This window comes from Variovorax sp. YR634 (genome assembly GCF_900106655.1).
Classification (GTDB): domain Bacteria; phylum Pseudomonadota; class Gammaproteobacteria; order Burkholderiales; family Burkholderiaceae_C; genus Variovorax.
The window spans coordinates 14,723-33,051 of sequence record NZ_FNOL01000037.1 but is presented as its reverse complement, the minus strand read 5'-3'; the positions used below and the strand labels follow the sequence as shown (position 1 = coordinate 33,051).

Annotated in this window: 17 protein-coding genes; 5 read left to right on the top strand and 12 right to left on the bottom strand. The window is 66.9% G+C overall.

Translation table 11 applies throughout. The annotated features are described in order from the left end of the window. Positions 1–184: 184 nt before the first annotated feature. The 5 genes from BLV60_RS32985 to glyQ are packed head-to-tail and all read right to left on the bottom strand — an operon-like array spanning position 185 to position 5,622. Entirely contained in the window at positions 185–1,123 is a 939-nt protein-coding gene (locus BLV60_RS32985) for a M48 family metallopeptidase (RefSeq protein ID WP_093059868.1), read from the bottom strand. Positions 1,124–1,164: 41 nt separating this feature from the next. Beyond that, on the bottom strand, positions 1,165–1,935 hold the full coding sequence (locus tag BLV60_RS32980) for a lysophospholipid acyltransferase family protein (RefSeq protein WP_093059866.1): 771 nt from the start codon (positions 1,933–1,935) through the stop codon (positions 1,165–1,167). Beyond that, on the bottom strand, positions 1,935–2,513 hold the full coding sequence (gene gmhB, locus BLV60_RS32975; RefSeq protein ID WP_093059864.1) for a D-glycero-beta-D-manno-heptose 1,7-bisphosphate 7-phosphatase: 579 nt from the start codon (positions 2,511–2,513) through the stop codon (positions 1,935–1,937). The genes BLV60_RS32980 and gmhB overlap by 1 nt, the downstream gene beginning before the upstream one ends. A gap of 37 nt (positions 2,514–2,550) precedes the next feature. Further along, a complete protein-coding gene (glyS, locus tag BLV60_RS32970; RefSeq protein WP_093059876.1) occupies positions 2,551–4,683 on the bottom strand; it encodes a glycine--tRNA ligase subunit beta in 2,133 nt (710 codons plus the stop codon). 15 nt (positions 4,684–4,698) lie between these two features. After that, positions 4,699–5,622, bottom strand: a complete 924-nt coding sequence (glyQ, locus tag BLV60_RS32965; protein WP_093059862.1) for a glycine--tRNA ligase subunit alpha — start codon at positions 5,620–5,622, stop codon at positions 4,699–4,701. A 172-nt stretch (positions 5,623–5,794) separates the two neighbouring features. On the opposite strand from glyQ, the gene BLV60_RS32960 reads away from it, so the two are divergent. Continuing rightward, positions 5,795–6,610 (top strand): phosphatase PAP2 family protein, encoded by an 816-nt coding sequence (locus BLV60_RS32960; protein ID WP_093059860.1) that lies wholly within the window; start codon positions 5,795–5,797, stop codon positions 6,608–6,610. Positions 6,611–6,679: 69 nt separating this feature from the next. Here BLV60_RS32960 and BLV60_RS32955 read toward each other — a convergent pair whose 3' ends face one another. After that, a complete protein-coding gene (locus tag BLV60_RS32955; RefSeq protein ID WP_093059858.1) occupies positions 6,680–7,750 on the bottom strand; it encodes an asparaginase in 1,071 nt (356 codons plus the stop codon). A gap of 177 nt (positions 7,751–7,927) precedes the next feature. On the opposite strand from BLV60_RS32955, the gene BLV60_RS32950 reads away from it, so the two are divergent. After that, positions 7,928–8,605: a TetR/AcrR family transcriptional regulator gene (locus BLV60_RS32950; RefSeq protein ID WP_176929073.1), complete on the top strand. Its 678-nt coding sequence runs from the start codon at positions 7,928–7,930 to the stop codon at positions 8,603–8,605. 155 nt (positions 8,606–8,760) lie between these two features. After that, positions 8,761–10,368: a carboxypeptidase regulatory-like domain-containing protein gene (locus BLV60_RS32945; RefSeq protein WP_093059856.1), complete on the top strand. Its 1,608-nt coding sequence runs from the start codon at positions 8,761–8,763 to the stop codon at positions 10,366–10,368. 26 nt (positions 10,369–10,394) lie between these two features. Here BLV60_RS32945 and BLV60_RS32940 read toward each other — a convergent pair whose 3' ends face one another. The 6 genes from BLV60_RS32940 to BLV60_RS32915 form a co-directional block, all read right to left on the bottom strand. After that, on the bottom strand, positions 10,395–10,709 hold the full coding sequence (locus BLV60_RS32940; protein WP_093059854.1) for a hypothetical protein: 315 nt from the start codon (positions 10,707–10,709) through the stop codon (positions 10,395–10,397). Between the two features lie 153 nt (positions 10,710–10,862). Then, positions 10,863–11,336: a hypothetical protein gene (locus tag BLV60_RS32935; protein ID WP_093059852.1), complete on the bottom strand. Its 474-nt coding sequence runs from the start codon at positions 11,334–11,336 to the stop codon at positions 10,863–10,865. 163 nt (positions 11,337–11,499) lie between these two features. Beyond that, positions 11,500–12,519, bottom strand: coding sequence for a Csu type fimbrial protein (locus tag BLV60_RS32930; RefSeq protein WP_093059850.1), 1,020 nt, complete (start codon positions 12,517–12,519; stop codon positions 11,500–11,502). After that, positions 12,516–14,843 (bottom strand): fimbria/pilus outer membrane usher protein, encoded by a 2,328-nt coding sequence (locus BLV60_RS32925; protein ID WP_093059848.1) that lies wholly within the window; start codon positions 14,841–14,843, stop codon positions 12,516–12,518. The genes BLV60_RS32930 and BLV60_RS32925 overlap by 4 nt, the downstream gene beginning before the upstream one ends. Positions 14,844–14,877: 34 nt before the next feature. Then, positions 14,878–15,606, bottom strand: a complete 729-nt coding sequence (locus BLV60_RS32920; RefSeq protein WP_093059872.1) for a fimbrial biogenesis chaperone — start codon at positions 15,604–15,606, stop codon at positions 14,878–14,880. A gap of 19 nt (positions 15,607–15,625) precedes the next feature. Beyond that, positions 15,626–16,132 (bottom strand): Csu type fimbrial protein, encoded by a 507-nt coding sequence (locus BLV60_RS32915; RefSeq protein ID WP_093059846.1) that lies wholly within the window; start codon positions 16,130–16,132, stop codon positions 15,626–15,628. A gap of 328 nt (positions 16,133–16,460) precedes the next feature. Here BLV60_RS32915 and BLV60_RS32910 point away from each other — a divergent pair, with 328 nt between their 5' ends. Next, the gene (locus BLV60_RS32910; RefSeq protein WP_093059844.1) at positions 16,461–17,048 is read left to right on the top strand and encodes an NAD(P)H-dependent oxidoreductase; all 588 of its coding nucleotides are present in this window, start codon (positions 16,461–16,463) and stop codon (positions 17,046–17,048) included. Then, positions 17,045–18,319 carry an amidohydrolase family protein gene (locus BLV60_RS32905; protein ID WP_093059842.1) on the top strand — a complete coding sequence of 425 codons (1,275 nt, stop codon included), beginning with the start codon at positions 17,045–17,047 and terminating at the stop codon, positions 18,317–18,319. Before BLV60_RS32910 ends, BLV60_RS32905 begins: the two co-directional genes overlap by 4 nt. Positions 18,320–18,329 lie beyond the last annotated feature (10 nt).

Genomic DNA, 18,329 nt, shown 5'->3' with positions numbered 1-18,329 from the left:
TCCTCGCTCTTCGGCGCTCAGTTGTTCGTAACTTCTGTTCATGCAAGCTCTTCCCTTGAGGATCGAGTGTGTTGCACTTCAGACTTGAAACCGCCCCTACTTTTCTTTGGCGAAGCAAAGAAAAGTAGGTCGCCCGCCGGGGCGAGTCCCGGCCCCGGGAAGCAAACCCATACCAACGACAAATTCAGCCCCAGCGAGGAACCGCTTCATCCTTCAGTTGCCGCCGCAGCAAGTCGTAGTCAGGCACAACACTCTCAACGGTTTCCCAAAACCGATGCGAGTGATCCATAACCCGCAGATGCGCCAGCTCATGCGCAACAACGTAATCGATCACCGGCAGCCGAAAGTGAATCAACCGCCAGTTGAGCCGAATCGACCCATCCGCACTGGCACTACCCCAGCGCGTCGAAGCATTCGACAGCGACAGCTTCTTCCACTGCACCCCAAGCAGCGGCGCAAAGTGATCCAGCCGCTCGATGAACAACTTGCGCGCCTGCCGCATCAACCACGCCTGCGCCGCATCACGAATCTGCGAAGGCTCCGCGTTCTGAGCCACAGCCAGCCGCAGCACCCGCGGCCCACCTTCTTCAACAGCGTCGTCAAGCGTGCCGCCAACACTCGCAAAGCCATGCTTCGGATCAAGCCGCATCACAACCGGCTCGCCCAGGAACGGAAATCCGGCCCCATCCTTCCATTCGATGCGAGTGGCCTCGACGCGCGCATGGCGCTGCTGCGTTTCCGTCAGCTTGCGCAGGATCCAGTCCGACTTCTCATGAATGGCCGCATCGACATCACGCAGCGCCACCCAGCGCGGCGCGCGCACCGACAGTCCTTCGGCCCCGACGAGAAAGCCAATGGTCTTGCGCTTGCCGCGCTTGAATTCATAGGCCACGCGTGCGGAGCCGAGCACCACTTCGCGCGTGGCCTGGGGGTGCGCGAAGTTCGCAAGCGTCAACGTGTCGGCCAGCGGCACCGCGGGTGGCGCATGCGGGTCGACGGGTGCGGGCGGAGCCAAAGGCATGGCCGGCGGTGCCACCAGCTTCGGCTTCTTCACCCGGCGCGGCCGCGCAGGTGCGGGCGCTGGCGGTGCGAACTCGCTGCCCAGCCCCTCGAAAAGATCCATCGTGAACCGAAGCAATCCCATGACGGGCTCTCTTTTCCTCTTCAGCTCACCGCTTCTTGCGTGGGCTGCAGAGGGCTGTCGACATACGCCTCGGGGTCGAGGCGGCGCATCTCGGCCTCGATCCAGGCCTCGACCTCACGCATCAACTCATCAGGCTTGCGGCCCACGCTCGGAATCGCCGGGCCGATGGACACGTCGACCACGCCCGGGCGCTTGATGAAGGCCTTGCGCGGCCACACCTTGGCTGATGTCACGGCAATGGGGATCACCGGCACGCCGGTCTCGCAGGCGAGCCTCGTGCCGCCGCTCTTGTAGGTGCCCTTCTGCCCGCGCGGAATGCGCGTGCCCTCGGGGAACATGATGATCCAGATGCCCTGCGCGAGCAGCTTGCGGCCCTGGTTCACCACCTTGTTGAAGGCCTGCGCACGCTGGCTGCGGTCGATGTGGATCATGTCCAGCCGCGCCATCGCCCAGCCGAAGAAGGGGATGTAGATCAGCTCCTTCTTGAACACGTAGGCCAGCGGGTGCGGCATCAGCGTGGGCATCAGGAAGGTCTCGAGCGTGGACTGGTGCTTCACCAGCAGGACCGCGCCGGCGAGCTTGTCGGTCGGCAGGTTCTCCATGCCGCTCACGCGGGTCTTGATGCCCAGCAGCACGCGCGCGCCGCCGATGGCCCAGCTGAGCCATTGCTCGGCCATCCAGTAGAGCGGAATGCCGCGCTTCCAGAGCGAGCTGACGCACATGATGATGCCCCAGGGGATCACGGTGACGAGCATCCACAGCGCGTGGAGAACGGAACGGAAAAACGCCATCAGACAGCCACCTGCAGTGCGGCCCGCGCTTCGCGCGCGAGCAGAAAGTCGACAAAGGCGGCGAGATCGTCGTGGACCAACGTGTTCGCCGGGTATTCGGAAGGCAGCGGATCGACGCCGCGGCAGGCCGCGCCCATGCCCGTGAGCAGCAGGTGCGGCTCGCAACCGGCAGCCGCGCCCGCCTGCAGGTCGCGCAGGCTGTCGCCGCAGGTCGGGGTGCCCTTGAGGTCGATGCCGTAGCGGTCGCCGATCTGCAGGAACAGGCCGGGCCTGGGCTTGCGGCACTCGCAGCCCTCGTCGGGGCTGTGCGGGCAATAGAACACCGCATCGACCTTGCCGCCCACAGCCGCGAGCATCTTGTGCATCTTGGCGTGCATCGCGTTGAGCGAAGCCATGTCGAACAGCCCCCGGCCCAGCCCCGACTGGTTGGATGCAATCACCACGTGCCAGCCCGCATGGTTGAGCCGCGCCACGGCCTCGAGCGCACCGGGCAGCGGCGTCCACTCGATGTCGCTCTTCACGAAGTCTTCGCGGTGCACGTTGATCGTGCCGTTGCGGTCGAGGATGACGAGTTTCATGGTGGTGCCACTCCTGGGGGAGGCGTCGTGAATGAGCTCAGACGGCCAGCCGTTCGAGCTGCGCCACGCGGTTCATCGCAGTGTGCAGCGACATCAGCAGGCCCAGGCGGTTGAGCCGCAGGTCGGCCTGTTCGGCATTGACCATCACGCCGTCGAAGAAGGCGTCGACCGGCTCGCGCAGCGCGGCCAGCGTCTGCAGCGAGGCGGTGTAGTCGCCAGCTTCGAACTGTGCGTTGGCAGCGGGCACGACCTGCGCCATGGCCGCGTGCAGCGCCTTTTCGGCCGGCTCCTGCAGCAGCAGCTCGCTGACGTGCGCGTCGGCTTCGGGAGCCTTCTTGAGGATGTTGCCGATGCGCTTGTTCGCAGCTGCCAGTGCGGCGGCGGCGGGCAAGGCGGCAAAGGCGCGCACGGCGGCCAGCAGCTTGGGCACTTCGCCCAGGCGCTGCGGGCGCGGAGCCAGCACGGCATCGACTTCCTGCGCGCTGGCGCCCTGCTCGCGCAGGCTGCCGGCGAGGCGATCGAGGATGAAGTCCTGCAGCTCGCCCGTGGCGCGGCTGCTTTCGAAACCGGCGATACCGCTGAACTGCGCGGCCGTGTCCTGCAGCAAGGCGTCGAGGCCCAGCGGCAGGTCTTTCTCGATCAGCATGCGGATCACGCCCAGCGCGTGGCGACGCAGCGCGAACGGGTCACGGTCGCCGGTGGGCAGGTTGCCGATGCCGAACATGCCGACCAGCGTTTCGAGCTTGTCGGCCAGCGCGACCACGAGGCCCACGCTGTTGCGCGGAAGCTCGTCGCCGGCAAAACGCGGCTTGTAGTGGTCTTCGATGGCGTCGGCCACCGATGCGTCGAGCCCGTCGTGCAGCGCGTAGTAGCGGCCCATGGTGCCCTGCAGCTCGGGGAACTCGCCGACCATGTCGGTCACGAGGTCGGCCTTGGCGAGTTGGGCGGCCTGCGTGGCGTGCGCGGCCAAGGCCGTGTCGCCGATCTTCTCTGCGATGCCGCGCGCGATGCGCATCACGCGCTCCACGCGCTCGCCCTGCGTGCCCAGCTTGTTGTGATAGACCACCTTGCCCAGCGACTCGACGCGCGAGGCCAGCGATTTCTTGCGGTCCTGGTCGAAGAAGAACTTGGCGTCGGCCAGGCGCGGGCGCACCACGCGCTCGTTGCCGCCGATGACCGCGCTCGCGTCGTCGGGGCTGATGTTGCTGACGACTAGGAACCTGTTGGTGAGCCTGCTCGATGCGTCGAGCAGCGGAAAGTATTTCTGGTTGGCCTTCATCGTGAGGATCAGGCACTCTTGCGGCACTTCGAGGAACTCGCGCTCGAAGCTGCAGACCAGCACGTTCGGGCGCTCGACCAGCGCGGTCACTTCGTCGAGCAGCGCGTCGTCGTGGATGGGCACCGAGCCGCCGCCGACCTTCACCGCAGCCGCTGCAAGCTGGCGCGCGATTTCTGCGCGGCGCGCCTCGAAGCTCGCGATGACGGCTCCGTCCTCCTGCATCTGCAGCGCATAGCTGTTGGCGTCGCGCAGCACGACCGGATCGACCGCCGCCTCGAAGCGATGGCCGTGCGTTTTGCGGCCGGCCTTCAGGCCCAGCGCTTCGATGGGCACCACGGCGTCGCCATACAGCGCCACGAGGCCGTGCGCGGGGCGCACGAAGCTCACGCTGCTCCAGCCCGGCATTTCGCAGCCGCTTTCGAGCTGGTAGCTCATGACCTTGGGAATCGGCAGCTTGGCAATCGCCTCGGCCAGCGCCTTCTGCAGGCCTTCGGCCAGCGTGGCGCCCTTGGCGGTGCTTTCGTAGAACAGGGCTTCGGCCTTGCCGTCCATCGCGCGCTTCAGGCCAGGCACGGCCGAGGCGTCGGCGCCGAGCGCGCCCAGGCGCTTGAGCAGCGCGGGCGTGGGCTGGCCCGAGGCGTCGATGCCCACGGCCACGGGCATCAGCTTTTGCGACACGGCCTTGTCGGCGGCGCGCTCGGCCACGTGCGTGAGGTGCGCGGCCAGGCGGCGCGGCGAGGCATAGGCGGTGAGCACCGAGCCGGCTTCGGCCAGGCCTTGCGCCACCAGTTGTTCGCGCAACACGCCCGCGAAAGCATCGCCGAGCTTCTTCAGTGCCTTCGGCGGCAGCTCTTCGACAAACAGTTCGACCAGCAGGGAGTTCTTGTTCATGGGGGTCGTCATCGCTCAGGCGGCCTTCTTCGGGGGGATCTGCGCGACCCATTCGCGCGGCGCCATCGGGAAGCCCAGGCGCTCGCGGCTGTCGTAGTAGCTCTGCGCCACGCTGCGCGCGAGATTGCGGATGCGGCCGATGTAGGCCGCGCGCTCGGTCACGCTGATTGCGCCGCGCGCGTCCAGCAGGTTGAAGCTGTGCGCGGCCTTCAGCACCTGCTCGTAGGCCGGCAGCGCGAGCTGCTCGGTCATGAGGTGCTTGGCCTGCTTTTCGTGCGCGTTGAAGGCGGTGAACAGGAACTCGGCGTCACTGTGCTCGAAGTTGTAGGCAGACTGTTCGACTTCGTTCTGCTTGAACACGTCGCCATAGGTGAGCTTGTTGCCACCGTGGCCTTCGGTCCACACCAGGTCGTACATGTTTTCCACGCCCTGCAGGTACATGGCCAGCCGCTCGAGACCGTAGGTGATTTCGCCGGTGATCGGCTTGCAATCGAGGCCGCCGACCTGCTGGAAGTAGGTGAACTGGGTCACTTCCATGCCGTTGAGCCAGACCTCCCAGCCCAGGCCCCAGGCGCCGAGCGTGGGGTTCTCCCAGTCATCTTCCACGAAGCGGATGTCGTTTTTCTTCAGGTCGAAGCCCAGGGCTTCGAGGCTGCCGAGGTAGAGCTCGAGGATGTTCGAGGGCGCCGGCTTGAGCACCACCTGGTACTGGTAGTAGTGCTGGCCACGATTGGGGTTCTCGCCATAGCGGCCGTCCTTGGGGCGGCGGCTGGGCTGCACGTAGGCGGCCTTCCAGGGTTCGGGGCCGAGCGCGCGCAGGAAGGTGGCGGTGTGCGAGGTGCCCGCGCCCACTTCCATGTCGTACGGTTGCAGCAGCGCGCAGCCCTTGTCGGCCCAGTACGACTGCAGTTTGAGAATGATTTGTTGGAAGGTCAGCATGGCTCTGCGTGAAGGCGGCCGCCCGGTGGGAGAAGAACCCGCGGCGCAACGAACCGGCTATTTTACGAGGCAGCGGGCGGTCAGGAACGGGCCGCTATGCTCGGCCTCCCCTTTTGGAACTCCTGCCGACACGCCGTGATTCGCCTGCCCCTGCCGTCCGCCCGCCTCGCCCATGCCCGTTGAAGATGCCGCATTGATCGCCCTGGGAGAGCGCCTCGGCGCCCAGGCCTGGCCCGGATTCCTGATTCTTCTCGTCGCGCTGACTGCGGCCGCCGGCCTCGCAGCCTGGGGCTTCGAGCACCTGCGGCGCCGGCATGCGGCGCAGCCCGAGCCGGGCGCCGGACTGCTGTTCGGCGGACTGGCCATCGGTGCTGCGTCGGTGGTCGCGCTGGCCTGGCTGTTCGCCGAAGTGGCGGAAGGCCTCGGCGACGGTCGGCCCATGGGCCTGCTGGACGAGACGATCAGCCGTGCCGTGGGCGCGCACACGCCGCCGGTCGTGAGGGAGGCGTTCTCATGGCTCACCCACATGGCCGACCCGATCGTCGCGGTGCTGGTGTGCGCCGGCGTGGCGGTGGCGCTGTGGCTTCGCGGGCACCGCGGTTTCGCGGCTGGCTGGGTCGCAGCCATCGCCGGCAACGGGGTGCTGAACCACGTGCTCAAGCTCATCTTCGAGCGCGCTCGGCCGGTGCACGACTTCGGCTTCGCGCAGGTGTCGGGCTATTCCTTTCCGAGCGGCCACAGCTCGGGCTCGATGGTGCTCTACGGCATGCTGGGCTATTTGGGGCTGCGCATGCTGCCGCCGCGCTGGCGGGTGCCGTCGGTGATGGCGGCAACGGCGGTGGTCGTCACCGTGGCCTGCAGCCGCATCTTCGTGCGGGCGCACTTTCCTAGCGACGTGCTCGCGGGACTGTGCTCGGGCGGTGCCTGGCTGGCGATCTGCATCGCGAGCATCGAGTACGCACGGCACCATCGCGGCACACGCACATGAAAAAGGCCGCAGCGGCTTTCACCGCTGCGGCCCGATCCGGGAAGGGTGCCGAATGCACCCGAGGGGAGATCAGTACTCCCAGAAGATGCGCTGCAGTTCCTTGGTGTTGTTGGTCTTGGTCAGGGCAACCATGGCCAGGATGCGCGCCTTCTGCGGGCGCAGGTCGTGCGCAACCACCCAGTCGTACTTGTCGTCGGGCTGCTCGGCGTTGCGAATGACGAAGCCGTCGGGCACGCGCGCGCTGCGAATCACGATCACGCCGTCGGAGCGCGCCTTCTGCAGGTTCGGAACGATGCGGTCGGCCACCGAGCCATTGCCCGTGCCGCCGTGGATCAGCGCCTTGGCGCCACTCTTGGCGATGGCGTCGATGGCCACCGACGACACGCCCTCGTAGCCCATCGCGATCTCGACCGGCGGCAGCGCGGTGATGCTGTCGATGTCGAATTCCGAGTTCATGGTGTGGCGCTTGACCGGTGCGCGGAACCAGTAGTTCTTGCCCTCGACGATCATGCCCAGCGGGCCCCACTGGCTGGAGAACGCATTGGTCTTGATGTTGACGTTCTTGCTCACGTCGCGGCCGCTGTCGATGTTGTCGTTCATCGTCACCAGCACGCCCTTGCCCATCGCGTCCTTGCTGCCCGCCACGTTCACGGCGTCGTACAGGTTGAGCGCGCCGTCGGCCGACAGCGCAGTGCCCGGACGCATCGAGCCGACCACGACGATCGGCTTGTTGGTGTGCACGGTCAGGGTCAGGAAGTAGGCGGTTTCTTCAAGCGTGTCGGTGCCGTGGGTGATGACGATGCCGTCCACGTCCGCTTGCTTCGACAGTGCCGATACGCGCTTGGCCAGCGTCAGCAGGTTGTCGTTGGTCAGGCTTTCCGATGCGACCTGGAACACCTGTTCGCCGCGCACGTTGGCCACCTTGGAGAGCTCCGGCAGGCCTGCGATCAGCTTCTCGACGCCGACCTTGGCGGCCGCGTACGTGGCGCTGTTGACGGCCGAGGCACCGGCCCCGGCGATGGTGCCGCCGGTGGCGAGGATCACCACGTTGGGCAGTGCCTGCTGCGCCTGCGCGAGCGCGCTGGCAGCCAGCAAAGCGGCGCCGGCCGCGAAGGCACGGAAACGGGGAGAGAGGTACATGGAGAACTCCTGTGTTGAGGTGGAATTTTTCGGGGCGGCGAGGAAGATACATGAACCGTGCCCGCATGCCCTGCCTGCCCATGCCGGCATGGCATGCGGTCATGCACGAGGGCCGGGACGGCCCGGACAAGGGCGAGGTATTACCATCGACCGCGCGCCCTGCCGCCCACCGCCATCATGAACGCCGATCCCGCCGCCCTCCCCGTCTCGACCGCCCAGGAAATGCCCGCCCCCGACGGCCCGCTGTCGCGCGCGCGGCCCGGGCGCGAACGCATCATGGCGGCGATCCGCACCGCGGCGGTCGCCGAGTTCAGCCTGCACGGCCTGAAGGGCACCTCGACCCAGGCCATCGCGGCGCGCGCGGGCCTCACCAAGCCCCAGCTTCATTACTACATCGCCGGCAAGGAAGAGCTCTACGAAGAGCTGCTGATGCAGGTGCTGCATGCGTGGAAGGTGGTGTTCTCGTTCGAGGACGCGAACGACCCTGCAACGGTGCTCGGCGACTACATCCGCAAGAAGCTCGACCACGCCATCGACAGCCCCGAGATGTCGCGCATCTTCACGCGCGAGATCCTCGACGGCGGCCGCAACCTCGACCGCTACTGGCCCAACGCACGGGCCTGGACGCAGAAGAAGGTGGACATCATCAACGGCTGGATCGCGCGCGGGCTGATGCGCCCGCTCGACGCGCGCATCCTGCTGATGCACATCTGGGCCATGACCCAGAGCTATGCCGACTACGCGATCCAGACGCGCGTGATGCTCGGCCTGCCGCCTGACGCGCCCATCGATCGCGAACCGATCGCGCGCGAGCTCGTAGCCTTCGTGCTCAACGGCTGCGGCATCAAGGCCTGAGCAAGCGGCCCTGTCTGGGCCAATCCTTTCTTCTTACTCCTGCGACGCGGTGACTTTCGGCACTGGCGACGCCGCGCCTGCGCGCCTACCTTCGCACGCTCGCTGCCCGGGTTGTCCGGTTGCGGCGAATCACGAACACAAAGGAGAGAGGGATCATGAAAACGAGGATGTTTTTTGCCGCGCTTGCGGCAGCAGTGGCACTGGTGGCCTGCGGCGGAAGCGACGGAGGCGCGGGCTTCGTCACCCTGCCCCCACCCGACCAGAACGCACCGCCGCCGCCACCGCCTCCACCACCGCCGCAGCAGACCAACGCGAAGGTCAGCGGCCGCGTGACGAATGCACTCGACGGCCAGGGCGTCGCGCAGGTCACGGTCGCGGCCGCCGGCGTCTCCGCCGTCACAGGCGACGACGGCAGCTATTCGCTCGCCGAGATTCCGCCGAATGCGTCGGTGCTGCTGAGCTTCTCGAAGGCCGGCATGGTGCCGCAGAGCCGGGCCACGGCCGCGCTGAGCGGCTCGGGCGCATCGACGGTCGTCAACGTGCCGATGCTGCCCGTGGCGGTGACCGAGACATTCGACGGGCAATCGGCGCACGACGTTGTCGTTCCGGGCTCGACCGCGATGGTCCGCCTGAGCGCCAACTCGCTTCGCCGCCCCGACGGCAGCGCGCCTGGCGGACTGGTGACCGCACGGGTGACGCCCATCGCGCCGGCCAGCGACGTCAACGTGATGCCCGGCAACTACCTCGCCGCCACGGACGGAGGCAGCGCGCCGATGGAGAGCTTCGGCGCGCTCGACGCCAGCTTCACGGATGCCGACGGCACGCCGCTGAACCTGGCCGCGGGCACCAGCGCGACGGTGCGCATCGCCCCGTCCTCGCGCGCCGGCACGCTGCCGCCGTCGGTGCCGCTGTTCTTCTACAACACGGCCACGGGGCTGTGGGTGCAGGAAGGCTCGGCCACGCTGCAAGGCACCGCGCCCAACCAGTACTACGAAGGCACGGTGACGCACTTCACCACCTGGAACGCGGACCAGATCTACAACACCGTGCGAATCAATGGCTGCGTGCAGGATGCGACGGGTGCGCGAGTCGCAGGCGCACTGGTGGCTTCCGAAGGCAAGTCGTACACCGGCCAGGCAACTGCGCTGACCAATGCGAACGGCGAGTTCTCGGTGGCCGTGAAGCGCACCAGTTCGGCCTTCGTGGTCGCCACCACCGCCAGCGAGATCTCCAATGCGCCGACGGTGAACGTCGCGGACGAGGACGTGCCGCTGGGCAGTTGCCTCGAACTCACGCGCTCCGCGCTGTCGATCAAGCTGACCTGGGGCGAGCGCCCGCGCGACCTCGACTCGCACACGCTGGGCGCCAACGCCGACGAACACGTTTACTACAGCGACAAGGGCAGCCTCGCGGCCGCGCCTTTCATCGCGCTCGACGTGGACGACGTCGACAGCTTCGGACCCGAAGTGACGACCTTCGCCAAGCTGGCCAAAAACCGCACCTACCGCTTCTACATCCGCAACTTCTCCGGCACCTTCGATCCGGGACAGACCGGCTCTCCTGCGCGGGTCGAGGTGAGCAACCGGGGTGCGCAGACGGTGTTTTCGCCGCCCGCCGGTGAAAGCAGCAGCACGGACTACTGGCATGTCTTCGACGTGCGTACGGATGAAGCCTGCAATGCGTCGATCGTTCCAGTGCAGCAGTTCCTGGCCGATCCGCCGTTGTCGCTCGATACGAGCGGCAACGCGCAGTATTGCAACTGACGCGACGGCGCGAGCACGCGCCCGTCCTACAGCCCGTGCACGACCCAGGTGTCGCCCGGCGCTTTAGGCACGCGCAGCGTGTTCTCGCCGACGCGCGCAAAGCGGTACTCGTGCCCGCCGAGCACGACCGACTTCATGTTGGTCCAGACGCGGTAGTCATACCCCTCGGCGGTCGGCGTGACTTGCAGCACGCGGAACACCGGCAGCACGACTACTGTGATGCGCACCCGCGCCGTCGCGGAATTGCTGCCGAAGCCGCTCTCCGCCACGCACAGCATCGGCGCGAGCAGCAACGACGCGGCCAGCGCGCAGCGCGCCGATTGAAGCCAATTTCCCGTCATAAGGCCCGATCCGTCCGAAGAACATGAGCTTCGGGCGCTGCATCGGCGCCCGACCTCCGGATATCGGCGGAAACGGGAAGAAGTGCAGGGCTCAGGCGGCTTTTTTCTCAGCGGTCCTTCCGGACCCAGAAGGCGACATCCAGGGCAAGGCCTCTAGTAAGTCACCGTCACCCGCGTCGCGTTGCTGCCGTCGCCGGCCGGAGCGGCTGCGGCCTGCGGCGCAGCGCCGCCCGTGGTCGACGCCATCGCACCGATCGCGCCACGCCAGGCGGAGCCGAGGCTGTCGCGGCCATCGGCATCGGTGCCAGCCACCATGAACGTCACTTCTCCGATCTTGTCGAACCGGTATTCGCGCCCCTTGATGAGCACCGACTTCATGTTGGTCCAGACACGGTATTCATGCCCTCCCTTCACGGGCGTGACCTCCAGCACCTTGAAAGTCGGGAGAACGACTATCGTCAGGTCGAAGCGGCCCGTGGCGCTATTCATGCCGCGCATCGGCTCCGCGGAACTGAGCTGCAGCGGCAACGGCAGCAAGAGCAGCAGCACGCCGACGGCGGCCAGCGGCGGCACCGTTCGCGGTGATTGCAGCGCAGCCGCCCTTGCAAAGCGCCTGTTTCCGGACATGGGAACTCCTCCTCGCAACCTGGATGGGAGGCATCGCATCGATGCCCAACCCGGTTTATCGGCAGAGTCTCGGGAAAATGAAGGCAGTCCGGGCGCTATTCTTCGCGCATTGCCTGCAATTTGCCAGCAGGCTTTTCCGTGTCGGCACAGCCGCCGGCGCAGATCAGTAGGTCACGCCGACCGTCACGACGTCAAGGTAGCTGTCCGGCCGCACGTTGACGCTGGCGCCCAGAACGCGGCCATACAAGGTCAGCGCCTGGACCTGACCGGTGCCCGTGCCCGCGACGGTGTTGGTTCCCGTGACGCCGCCCCAGGGACTCGTGCGGGCGGCATTGCTGTAGAGCCGGTAGGCCACCGTGTCGGTGTTGCCGGGCACGCCTCCGGTCGGCGTCATCGCCCCTGCACCGGTGGTCGCGTTGTTGGATGGCGTCAGCGCGACCGTGTAGGCCGTGGGCGTCGTGCAGGTGACGTTGATGGTGCTGATCTGGTCGATGTTGGCCCCGCCCGGGAGGCCCGCGACGGAGCCGAAGTTCAGTGGATCGGCCGTGACCAGGCAGCTCTTGGCGATGGTCGCGCTGACGATGAAGGCGAACTGGTCCGCCACCGCCGTGCCGCATGTCGTCGGCGGGGCGTTCGTGCTCGACGTCAGCGTGATCGAGGTATGGATTCCGGCGAAGTTGTCCTGGTACGCGCCCGGAGGCACGGTGGTCTGCAGGGCAATCAGCTCCCCTCGCATCGTGGTGCTTCCCGAGGAGGTGGTGGACCGGGCAGGAATGGCGATGTTGATGGTGTACGGGTTCGGCACCGCGGCGTTGCCGCTCGAGCCCCAGATCGTGCTGGTCGTCCCCTGGTAGAGCTGGAACTTCAAGGAGTCGCCCGCGCCGCTCTTCATGACGCGCGGATTGAAGTTCGTGAGACCTTCGTTGCCATCGCCGATGTTGAAGCAGACCCTCGCGTACTCGGTAGTGTTGGTGTTGCCGGTCTTGGTGCAGGTGTAGCTCAGCGTGGCGGTGGCGGGCGTGGGCGTGCCGCCGGCGACCAGGTCGACCGTGCCGAAAGCCACGGCCGTCATCGCCGCGGTGCAATTGATTGACGCCTGCGCGCTGCCCGCCGACAGCAGCCACAGCAGTGCGCAGAACAGAGGCAGGCGCAGGGCGCGCAAAGTACTGGTCAGAAGACTCATGGCGTCTTGGCCTCCCTGGCGCAGCGCAGCGGCCCGATCTGCGGGATTGCCACGCCGTCCTTGCGATAGTCGAAGCTGGTCCGGCAGGCGCCGCCGGGCGTCTGCACATCGAGCGTGTTGTGGGCCTGGAGCGATTCGAGATACACCGCGCCATCGAAGCCGACCAGCGCCGGCTCGCCATCCTGCCCATTGGCGCGCACGCGGCTGCCCAGCGGCAGGGGCTTGCCCGCCTCGTCCACCAGCAGCAGCGCGGCCGCGCTGACCGGCGTGATGCCGAATCGCACCATCGTGCCGGAGCGGTCGCTCGGCGTGGCGACCGTTTTCACGCGCTCGATCTTCACGTCGGCGGGCAACTGCATCGGATCGATCGACAGCTGGTTGCTCTGGTAGGACCGCAGCGGCGCCACCAGCAGCATGCCCTTGTCGTCCGTGGTGCCGATGTCCCGGTTCTCCAGCCTCACGGGCACGCCGGCAATGCCGTCGGTGGAGACCACCGCAAAGGCATCGTCGATGCGCCGGGCCGCGAAGGGCTGGCCGCCCATGAACGCGATCGAACCGGTGGCGCCGGCGTAGGCGTAACGGTTGTCGCCGAGCACGCTGATGCCGGCCATGGCGCGGCCGTAGCGGCCCAGGTAGTCGATCTCGGCCTGTCCGCCGTTCTGGCCGCCGCCCTGGCGCAGGCCGGCGCGCCAGCCGATGCCGCCGTCGCCCGGCATGGAGCTCTGCGCATCGGCGGTGTAGACGGTCTGGCCGTGGTCGCGCTGGATGCCGGCGCTGGCCGTGACATTGCCGTCCAGCGCCCAGGTAAAGCCGACGAAAAGGCTGCGCTCCCGGCGGTTGTCCAGGTTCTGGTTGAGGCTCACGTTCATCGAAGCACTTTTTCCGATCGCCCTGAACCAGTAGACGCTCGCCATGCGCGTCGCCTCCTGCGCCGGATAGCGCAGGTAGAGGTAGCTGAGGCCGAAACTGCCGAAGTCCTTCGTGGTGTAGCCGATCGACGCCCGGCCCGAGCCGCGCGGCGGCGGGCTGCCGTAGAGAGATGCGACATCGCGGTATTCCCCGCGTGTGCGAGTGCCCTCGACTGCGAAATTGAATTGGTTGTCGCGCCAGCTGTAGCCCAGGTTGAGCAGCGAGCCTCGCTCTCCTTGGTAGCTGCTCTGTGCCACCGCACCGGCAAGTACGCCGCTTTGGCCGAGCAACCAGGCGCCGCCAACGCCACCCTTGACCAGCCCTTTGGTGGCCTCGCCGTGCGCCTCCAGCGTGAAGCCGTTGCTCACGCCATAGCGCCAGGTGCCGGTGGCGGCGGGATCGCTGCCGTAGTCGGACGAGCGCAGGCCGTAGTTCTTGCGCACCATGCCCAGGTCGACGGACCAGTCGGACAGGCCCTCCTGCAGCAGCCGTTGCGTGTCGTACAGCGAGAAATCGAGCGTCGTGGCACGGCCGAAGGCATCGGTAAGAACCACCTGGGCGTTGCCCGCGCCGTTGATGCTCGGAACTGTGTTGAGCTGGAAGGGCCCCGCCGGGACCTGGCCCGTGTATTGGCGCAGGCCGTTGATATAGAGCTCCACCTGCGAGGGCAGCGCGGCCGCCCCCAGGAACGCCGGCAGGGGAGTGGTGGTGCGATAGGGTTGCAGCGAAAAATTGCGCGAAAGCTGGATGCCGCCGATCCGGGTGGAGCGCGACCACGGCAGCGATGCGGTGGTGGTGTCGCCCACGCGGAGTGTCAGCATGTCGTCTGGGAACGACTGGCTCCAGGTGGTGTCGAGCCGGACCGACTCGTGCGTCCAGTCTTCGTTGTCGACGCGGGACGCGCGCGACATCATCGTGCTGCTGAACACGCTGCTTCCGCTGAACGCGCGCACTTCGGCGAGCGCGTTGAGGCTGGAGTTGTTGCCCCGGCCCTGCGTGCCATACAGGTCGTAGTTGAGCAGCAAGCCGGGCGAGGCGCTGGCCTTCGGCGAGACAACCGTCGATGTGTTGACCACGGTCGTGGGCAGGCGCAGCACATCGGCGGAGGCATTGATTGCAACGCTCTGGCTTGCGGCGTCGTACGTGACTTTCACACCAGGAAGGCTCTTGAGCCTTACGGGGTCGGAAACGCCCGCGGGCAGAACGAAGCCCAGTTGCCGCAGCGTGCTGGCGCTGGCCCAGAGCTCCTGGCCGCGCAGGCCGAAATGCACCAGGCCCTGGGGGTTGCCGTTGAGGCTCAGTTCCAGATAGAGGTCGCTGCCGCCCTGGCCTGTGAGTTCGCCCTCCGCTGCGGATGCGACCAGCCATGAGCCGGAGCCGGCTGCGGCGCCCTCCGCCTGAGCGGCCAAGGGCATCAGACCGGAAAGAAGCAGCAGTGGCAGCAGGCGTTCAGCGGACGCGTTGAAGCGGCGGAATTTTTTCCTGCGTCGCGTTGCCATTGATCTTCGTTTCCAGGACGCCGCCTGAAGCAAAGGCCTCCGCGGGTGTCTTCAAGGGCCAGCGCATGCTCGCGCCCGGCAGCACGTAGCCCATCAGGCCGCCGTGTACCGCGGTGCGCTTGCCGGCGAAATCGACAAAATCCAGATCGGCAAGCTGGGCGTGCATCCCGCCGCCGTTGGCGACTTCGAGCACCGCCTGGCTGCCTTCGCGGCGCAGCGACCAACTGAGCTGGGGCCCGGCCGGCTGCGCGCCGGCGGCTGCGATGAAGATGGGCACCGAATAGCGCAGCACGAGCTGCAGGCCCTTCTTTTCCTTCATCTCGACGGGCAGCTCATCAATGATGACCCGGTACGAGTTCTCGACCGCGCCGGCGGGAACCCCGGTGCGGATGACGCGGATCAGCTGCCGCTCGGACGGGGCCAACTGCACCATCGGCGGGCTCACGAGGAGTTCGCGCGAGGGTGTCAGCTTTTCGGCTCCGTTCTCCTGCGACCACTGATAGACCCGCACCTGGGCGTGCACCACGTCGTCCCCGGTATTGCTGAGCCAGAGACCATCGGCGTTCTGCGTGGCCTGAAGCGTCAGCGTGACCGGAGAAACCTGCAGCCCGCTCGCCGAAGCGACCGCGTGAGCCAGGGCAAACGCGAGGGCAAAGGTGTAGCGAAGCAAGCGGTGCACGGGCAATCCAGGCAATCGATCAGTAGTTGACCTGGACGGTCACGGTGTCGAGGTAGGCGCCAGGCGTCACGTTGACGCTCGCGACCGTGGCCCACACGGGGATCGACTGAGCCGCGCCAGTGCCGGTGCCGGCCACGCCATTGCCGACCGCGACGGGCGTGGCGGTGTTGCCCCAGATCGGACCGGTGGCGCTCACCGAGCGCAGTTGGTAGGCGATGGTGTCAGGGCCCGCCACGACGGGGCTCATCACGCCGGCGCCGGTGGTGTTGTTGTTCGAGGGCAGCAGGCCGATGTTGTAGGGCGTCGACTTGGAGCAGGTCACGCTGATGTTGTTGCTGGCGGACAGGGCGGTGGCGGTGGAAGCGACCGAGCCGAAATCGATGTTCGATGCCGCACCTGCCGTGACCGAGCAGGCCTTGGTCACGGTGATGAGGACCTGGAACGTGGAGGTGGCCGTTGCGGCTACCGCCGCGCTGGTGGCCATGGCTGCAAGGACGGCGGCAACGATGAGGGAAGGTTTTTTCATGAGGAATGCCTACAGATGTAAGTAAGACGGAGCTCTTGGTGAATCGAACGGAAAATGAAGTCCAAAGTTCACAACCTTGGAAGTGTGAATTTTAGTTAACAATTAGAAGAATGGGTGTGCAAGTGTTACGTAAAGCGTGGAGCCTTCGCTCTTCTCGTTGTGTTTTTGCAGACTTCCGTGACTTTTGTTACGGAATCCGACCGACCTCGGAGGCGGCCTTTCGACCTAACGTCGCCTGATCGCCACGTAGAACCAAACCGGTGCACCAGCACTGGCACGTCGCTTGCATAACCTGACCACTTGCTCTGATTAAGCGGTCAAACACACCATGCGCGTGCTCGTCGTCTACTGCCATCCGGTCGAAACCAGCTTCCACGCCGCCCTGCACCAGGAGGTGCTGAAGAACCTGCGCGCCGCCGGGCACGAGGTGGACGACTGCGACCTTTACGCCGAGGGCTTCAACCCGGTGCTGTCGCGAGAGGAGCGGCTGGGCTACCACGACGTGCCGGCCAACCAGCTGCCGCTGAAGCCCTATGTGGAGCGGCTGCAGTGGGCCGAGGGCATCGTTTTCTGCTTTCCGACCTGGTGCTTCGGCCTGCCGGCGATGCTCAAGGGCTACTTCGACCGGCTCTTCATGCCGGGCGTGGCCTTCGACATCAGCGACCCGGCGAACGTGAAGCCGATGCTCACGCACATCAAGCGCATCAGCGCCGTCGTTACCTACGGCCGGCCGCGCTGGATGGCGATCTACATGGGCGATCCGCCGCGCAAGATCGTCACGCGATACATGAAGCGGCTGACCGGGCAGCGCGCGAAGGTGGACTACCACGCCCACTACCACATGAACATTGCGACCGAGCCCCAGCTCAAGCGCTTCATGGCGCGCGTGGGGCAAGCCATGGCGCGTTTCGCATGAACGCACCCTCACTCCTCGACAACGTGCGGCTGCCGCGCTGGCTGCTGCCCACGGGCTGGCCACAGCGCGACGGCGTTCCCATGCTGGCGCGCATTGCGATCGAAGCCGGCCGCGTGCAATCGGTGCAGCCCGCCACGTCCGCAGCGCCGTCGTCACCATCAGCCTGGAACCTTGCCGGCACACTGGCCCTGCCCGGCTTCGTCGACGCCCACACCCACCTCGACAAGGCTTTCACCCTGCCGCGCATGAAACAGGTGCAGCCCGGCCTGCTCGGCGCCATCGACGCGATGCTGAGCGACCGCGTGCACTGGACGCCCGACGACGTGCGCGAGCGCGCCGCGCGCGGGCTGCAGTGGGCATGGGAGTGCGGCACCACGCACGTGCGCACGCACGTCGACTGGTGGGAGCCCGACTCGGTGCCGATGGCCTGGCCCGTGATGGCCGAACTGGCGCAGGAATGGGCCGGCAGGGTGCGGCTCGAACAGGTGAGCCTCATCAAGCTGCCGCTGTTCGAAGACGCGGCGCAGGCGATGCGCCTCGCAAAGCAGGTGAAGGCCACAGGGCCGCATGCGCTGCTCGGCGGCTTCGTTCACTCCACCAACTGGAGCGAGAACGCGCTGCGCAACCTGCTGGTGTCGGCGCAGGCCTGCGATCTCGACATCGACCTGCATGTCGACGAAGAACTCAACGCCTCGGCGCTCGGCCTGCAGACCACGGCGCGCATCCTGCGCGAGATCGGCTACGAAGGCCGCGTGGTCTGCGGACACATCTGCGCGCTCGCTGCCCAGCCCGAGGCGCAGGCCTTCGCCACGCTCGATGCGGTGGCGCGCGCGCCGATCACGGTCGTCTCGCTGCCCGCCACCAACCTGCTGCTGCAGGACGCCGTTACCGGCCGCACGCCGCGCCAGCGCGGCATCACGCTGGTGAAGGAAGCACGCGAACGCGGCATTCCGCTGCTGTTTGCCAGCGACAACGTGCAAGACCCCTTCTGCCGGCTCGGCAGCTTCGACCCTGTCGAAGCGCTGAGCACGGCCGCGCTGGTAGCACAGCTCGACGAGCCCTTCGACACCTGGTCGCAGGCGCTGTGCCGCAGCGACTGGCTACAGCGTGCACCAGCGCCCGCCACGCCCACGCTGGTGGGCCGCGCCGCCGACCTGGTGCTGTTCACGCAGGCCGACCGCCATGGCTGGCCCTCGCGCACCGCCACCCGCGTGGTGCTGCGCGACGGCCGCGTGACGCACGGCGACGCAACGCACTTCCTTCCCCGGTAACGAACGAACG

What these genes read in the sequence shown, in the direction of transcription:
- BLV60_RS32940 (WP_093059854.1), bottom strand. Translation starts at nt 10,709, where the DNA reads ATGACGGGAAATTGGCTTCAATCGGCGCGCTGCGCGCTGGCCGCGTCG.
- BLV60_RS32935 (WP_093059852.1), bottom strand. Translation starts at nt 11,336, where the DNA reads ATGTCCGGAAACAGGCGCTTTGCAAGGGCGGCTGCGCTGCAATCACCG.
- BLV60_RS32955 (WP_093059858.1), bottom strand. Translation starts at nt 7,750, where the DNA reads ATGTACCTCTCTCCCCGTTTCCGTGCCTTCGCGGCCGGCGCCGCTTTG.
- BLV60_RS32910 (WP_093059844.1), top strand. Translation starts at nt 16,461, where the DNA reads ATGCGCGTGCTCGTCGTCTACTGCCATCCGGTCGAAACCAGCTTCCAC.
- gmhB (WP_093059864.1), bottom strand. Translation starts at nt 2,513, where the DNA reads ATGAAACTCGTCATCCTCGACCGCAACGGCACGATCAACGTGCACCGC.
- BLV60_RS32925 (WP_093059848.1), bottom strand. Translation starts at nt 14,843, where the DNA reads ATGCCCTTGGCCGCTCAGGCGGAGGGCGCCGCAGCCGGCTCCGGCTCA.
- BLV60_RS32905 (WP_093059842.1), top strand. Translation starts at nt 17,045, where the DNA reads ATGAACGCACCCTCACTCCTCGACAACGTGCGGCTGCCGCGCTGGCTG.
- BLV60_RS32985 (WP_093059868.1), bottom strand. Translation starts at nt 1,123, where the DNA reads ATGGATCTTTTCGAGGGGCTGGGCAGCGAGTTCGCACCGCCAGCGCCC.
- BLV60_RS32960 (WP_093059860.1), top strand. Translation starts at nt 5,795, where the DNA reads ATGCCCGTTGAAGATGCCGCATTGATCGCCCTGGGAGAGCGCCTCGGC.
- BLV60_RS32945 (WP_093059856.1), top strand. Translation starts at nt 8,761, where the DNA reads ATGAAAACGAGGATGTTTTTTGCCGCGCTTGCGGCAGCAGTGGCACTG.
- BLV60_RS32930 (WP_093059850.1), bottom strand. Translation starts at nt 12,519, where the DNA reads ATGAGTCTTCTGACCAGTACTTTGCGCGCCCTGCGCCTGCCTCTGTTC.
- glyQ (WP_093059862.1), bottom strand. Translation starts at nt 5,622, where the DNA reads ATGCTGACCTTCCAACAAATCATTCTCAAACTGCAGTCGTACTGGGCC.
- BLV60_RS32950 (WP_176929073.1), top strand. Translation starts at nt 7,928, where the DNA reads ATGAACGCCGATCCCGCCGCCCTCCCCGTCTCGACCGCCCAGGAAATG.
- glyS (WP_093059876.1), bottom strand. Translation starts at nt 4,683, where the DNA reads ATGAACAAGAACTCCCTGCTGGTCGAACTGTTTGTCGAAGAGCTGCCG.
- BLV60_RS32915 (WP_093059846.1), bottom strand. Translation starts at nt 16,132, where the DNA reads ATGAAAAAACCTTCCCTCATCGTTGCCGCCGTCCTTGCAGCCATGGCC.
- BLV60_RS32980 (WP_093059866.1), bottom strand. Translation starts at nt 1,935, where the DNA reads ATGGCGTTTTTCCGTTCCGTTCTCCACGCGCTGTGGATGCTCGTCACC.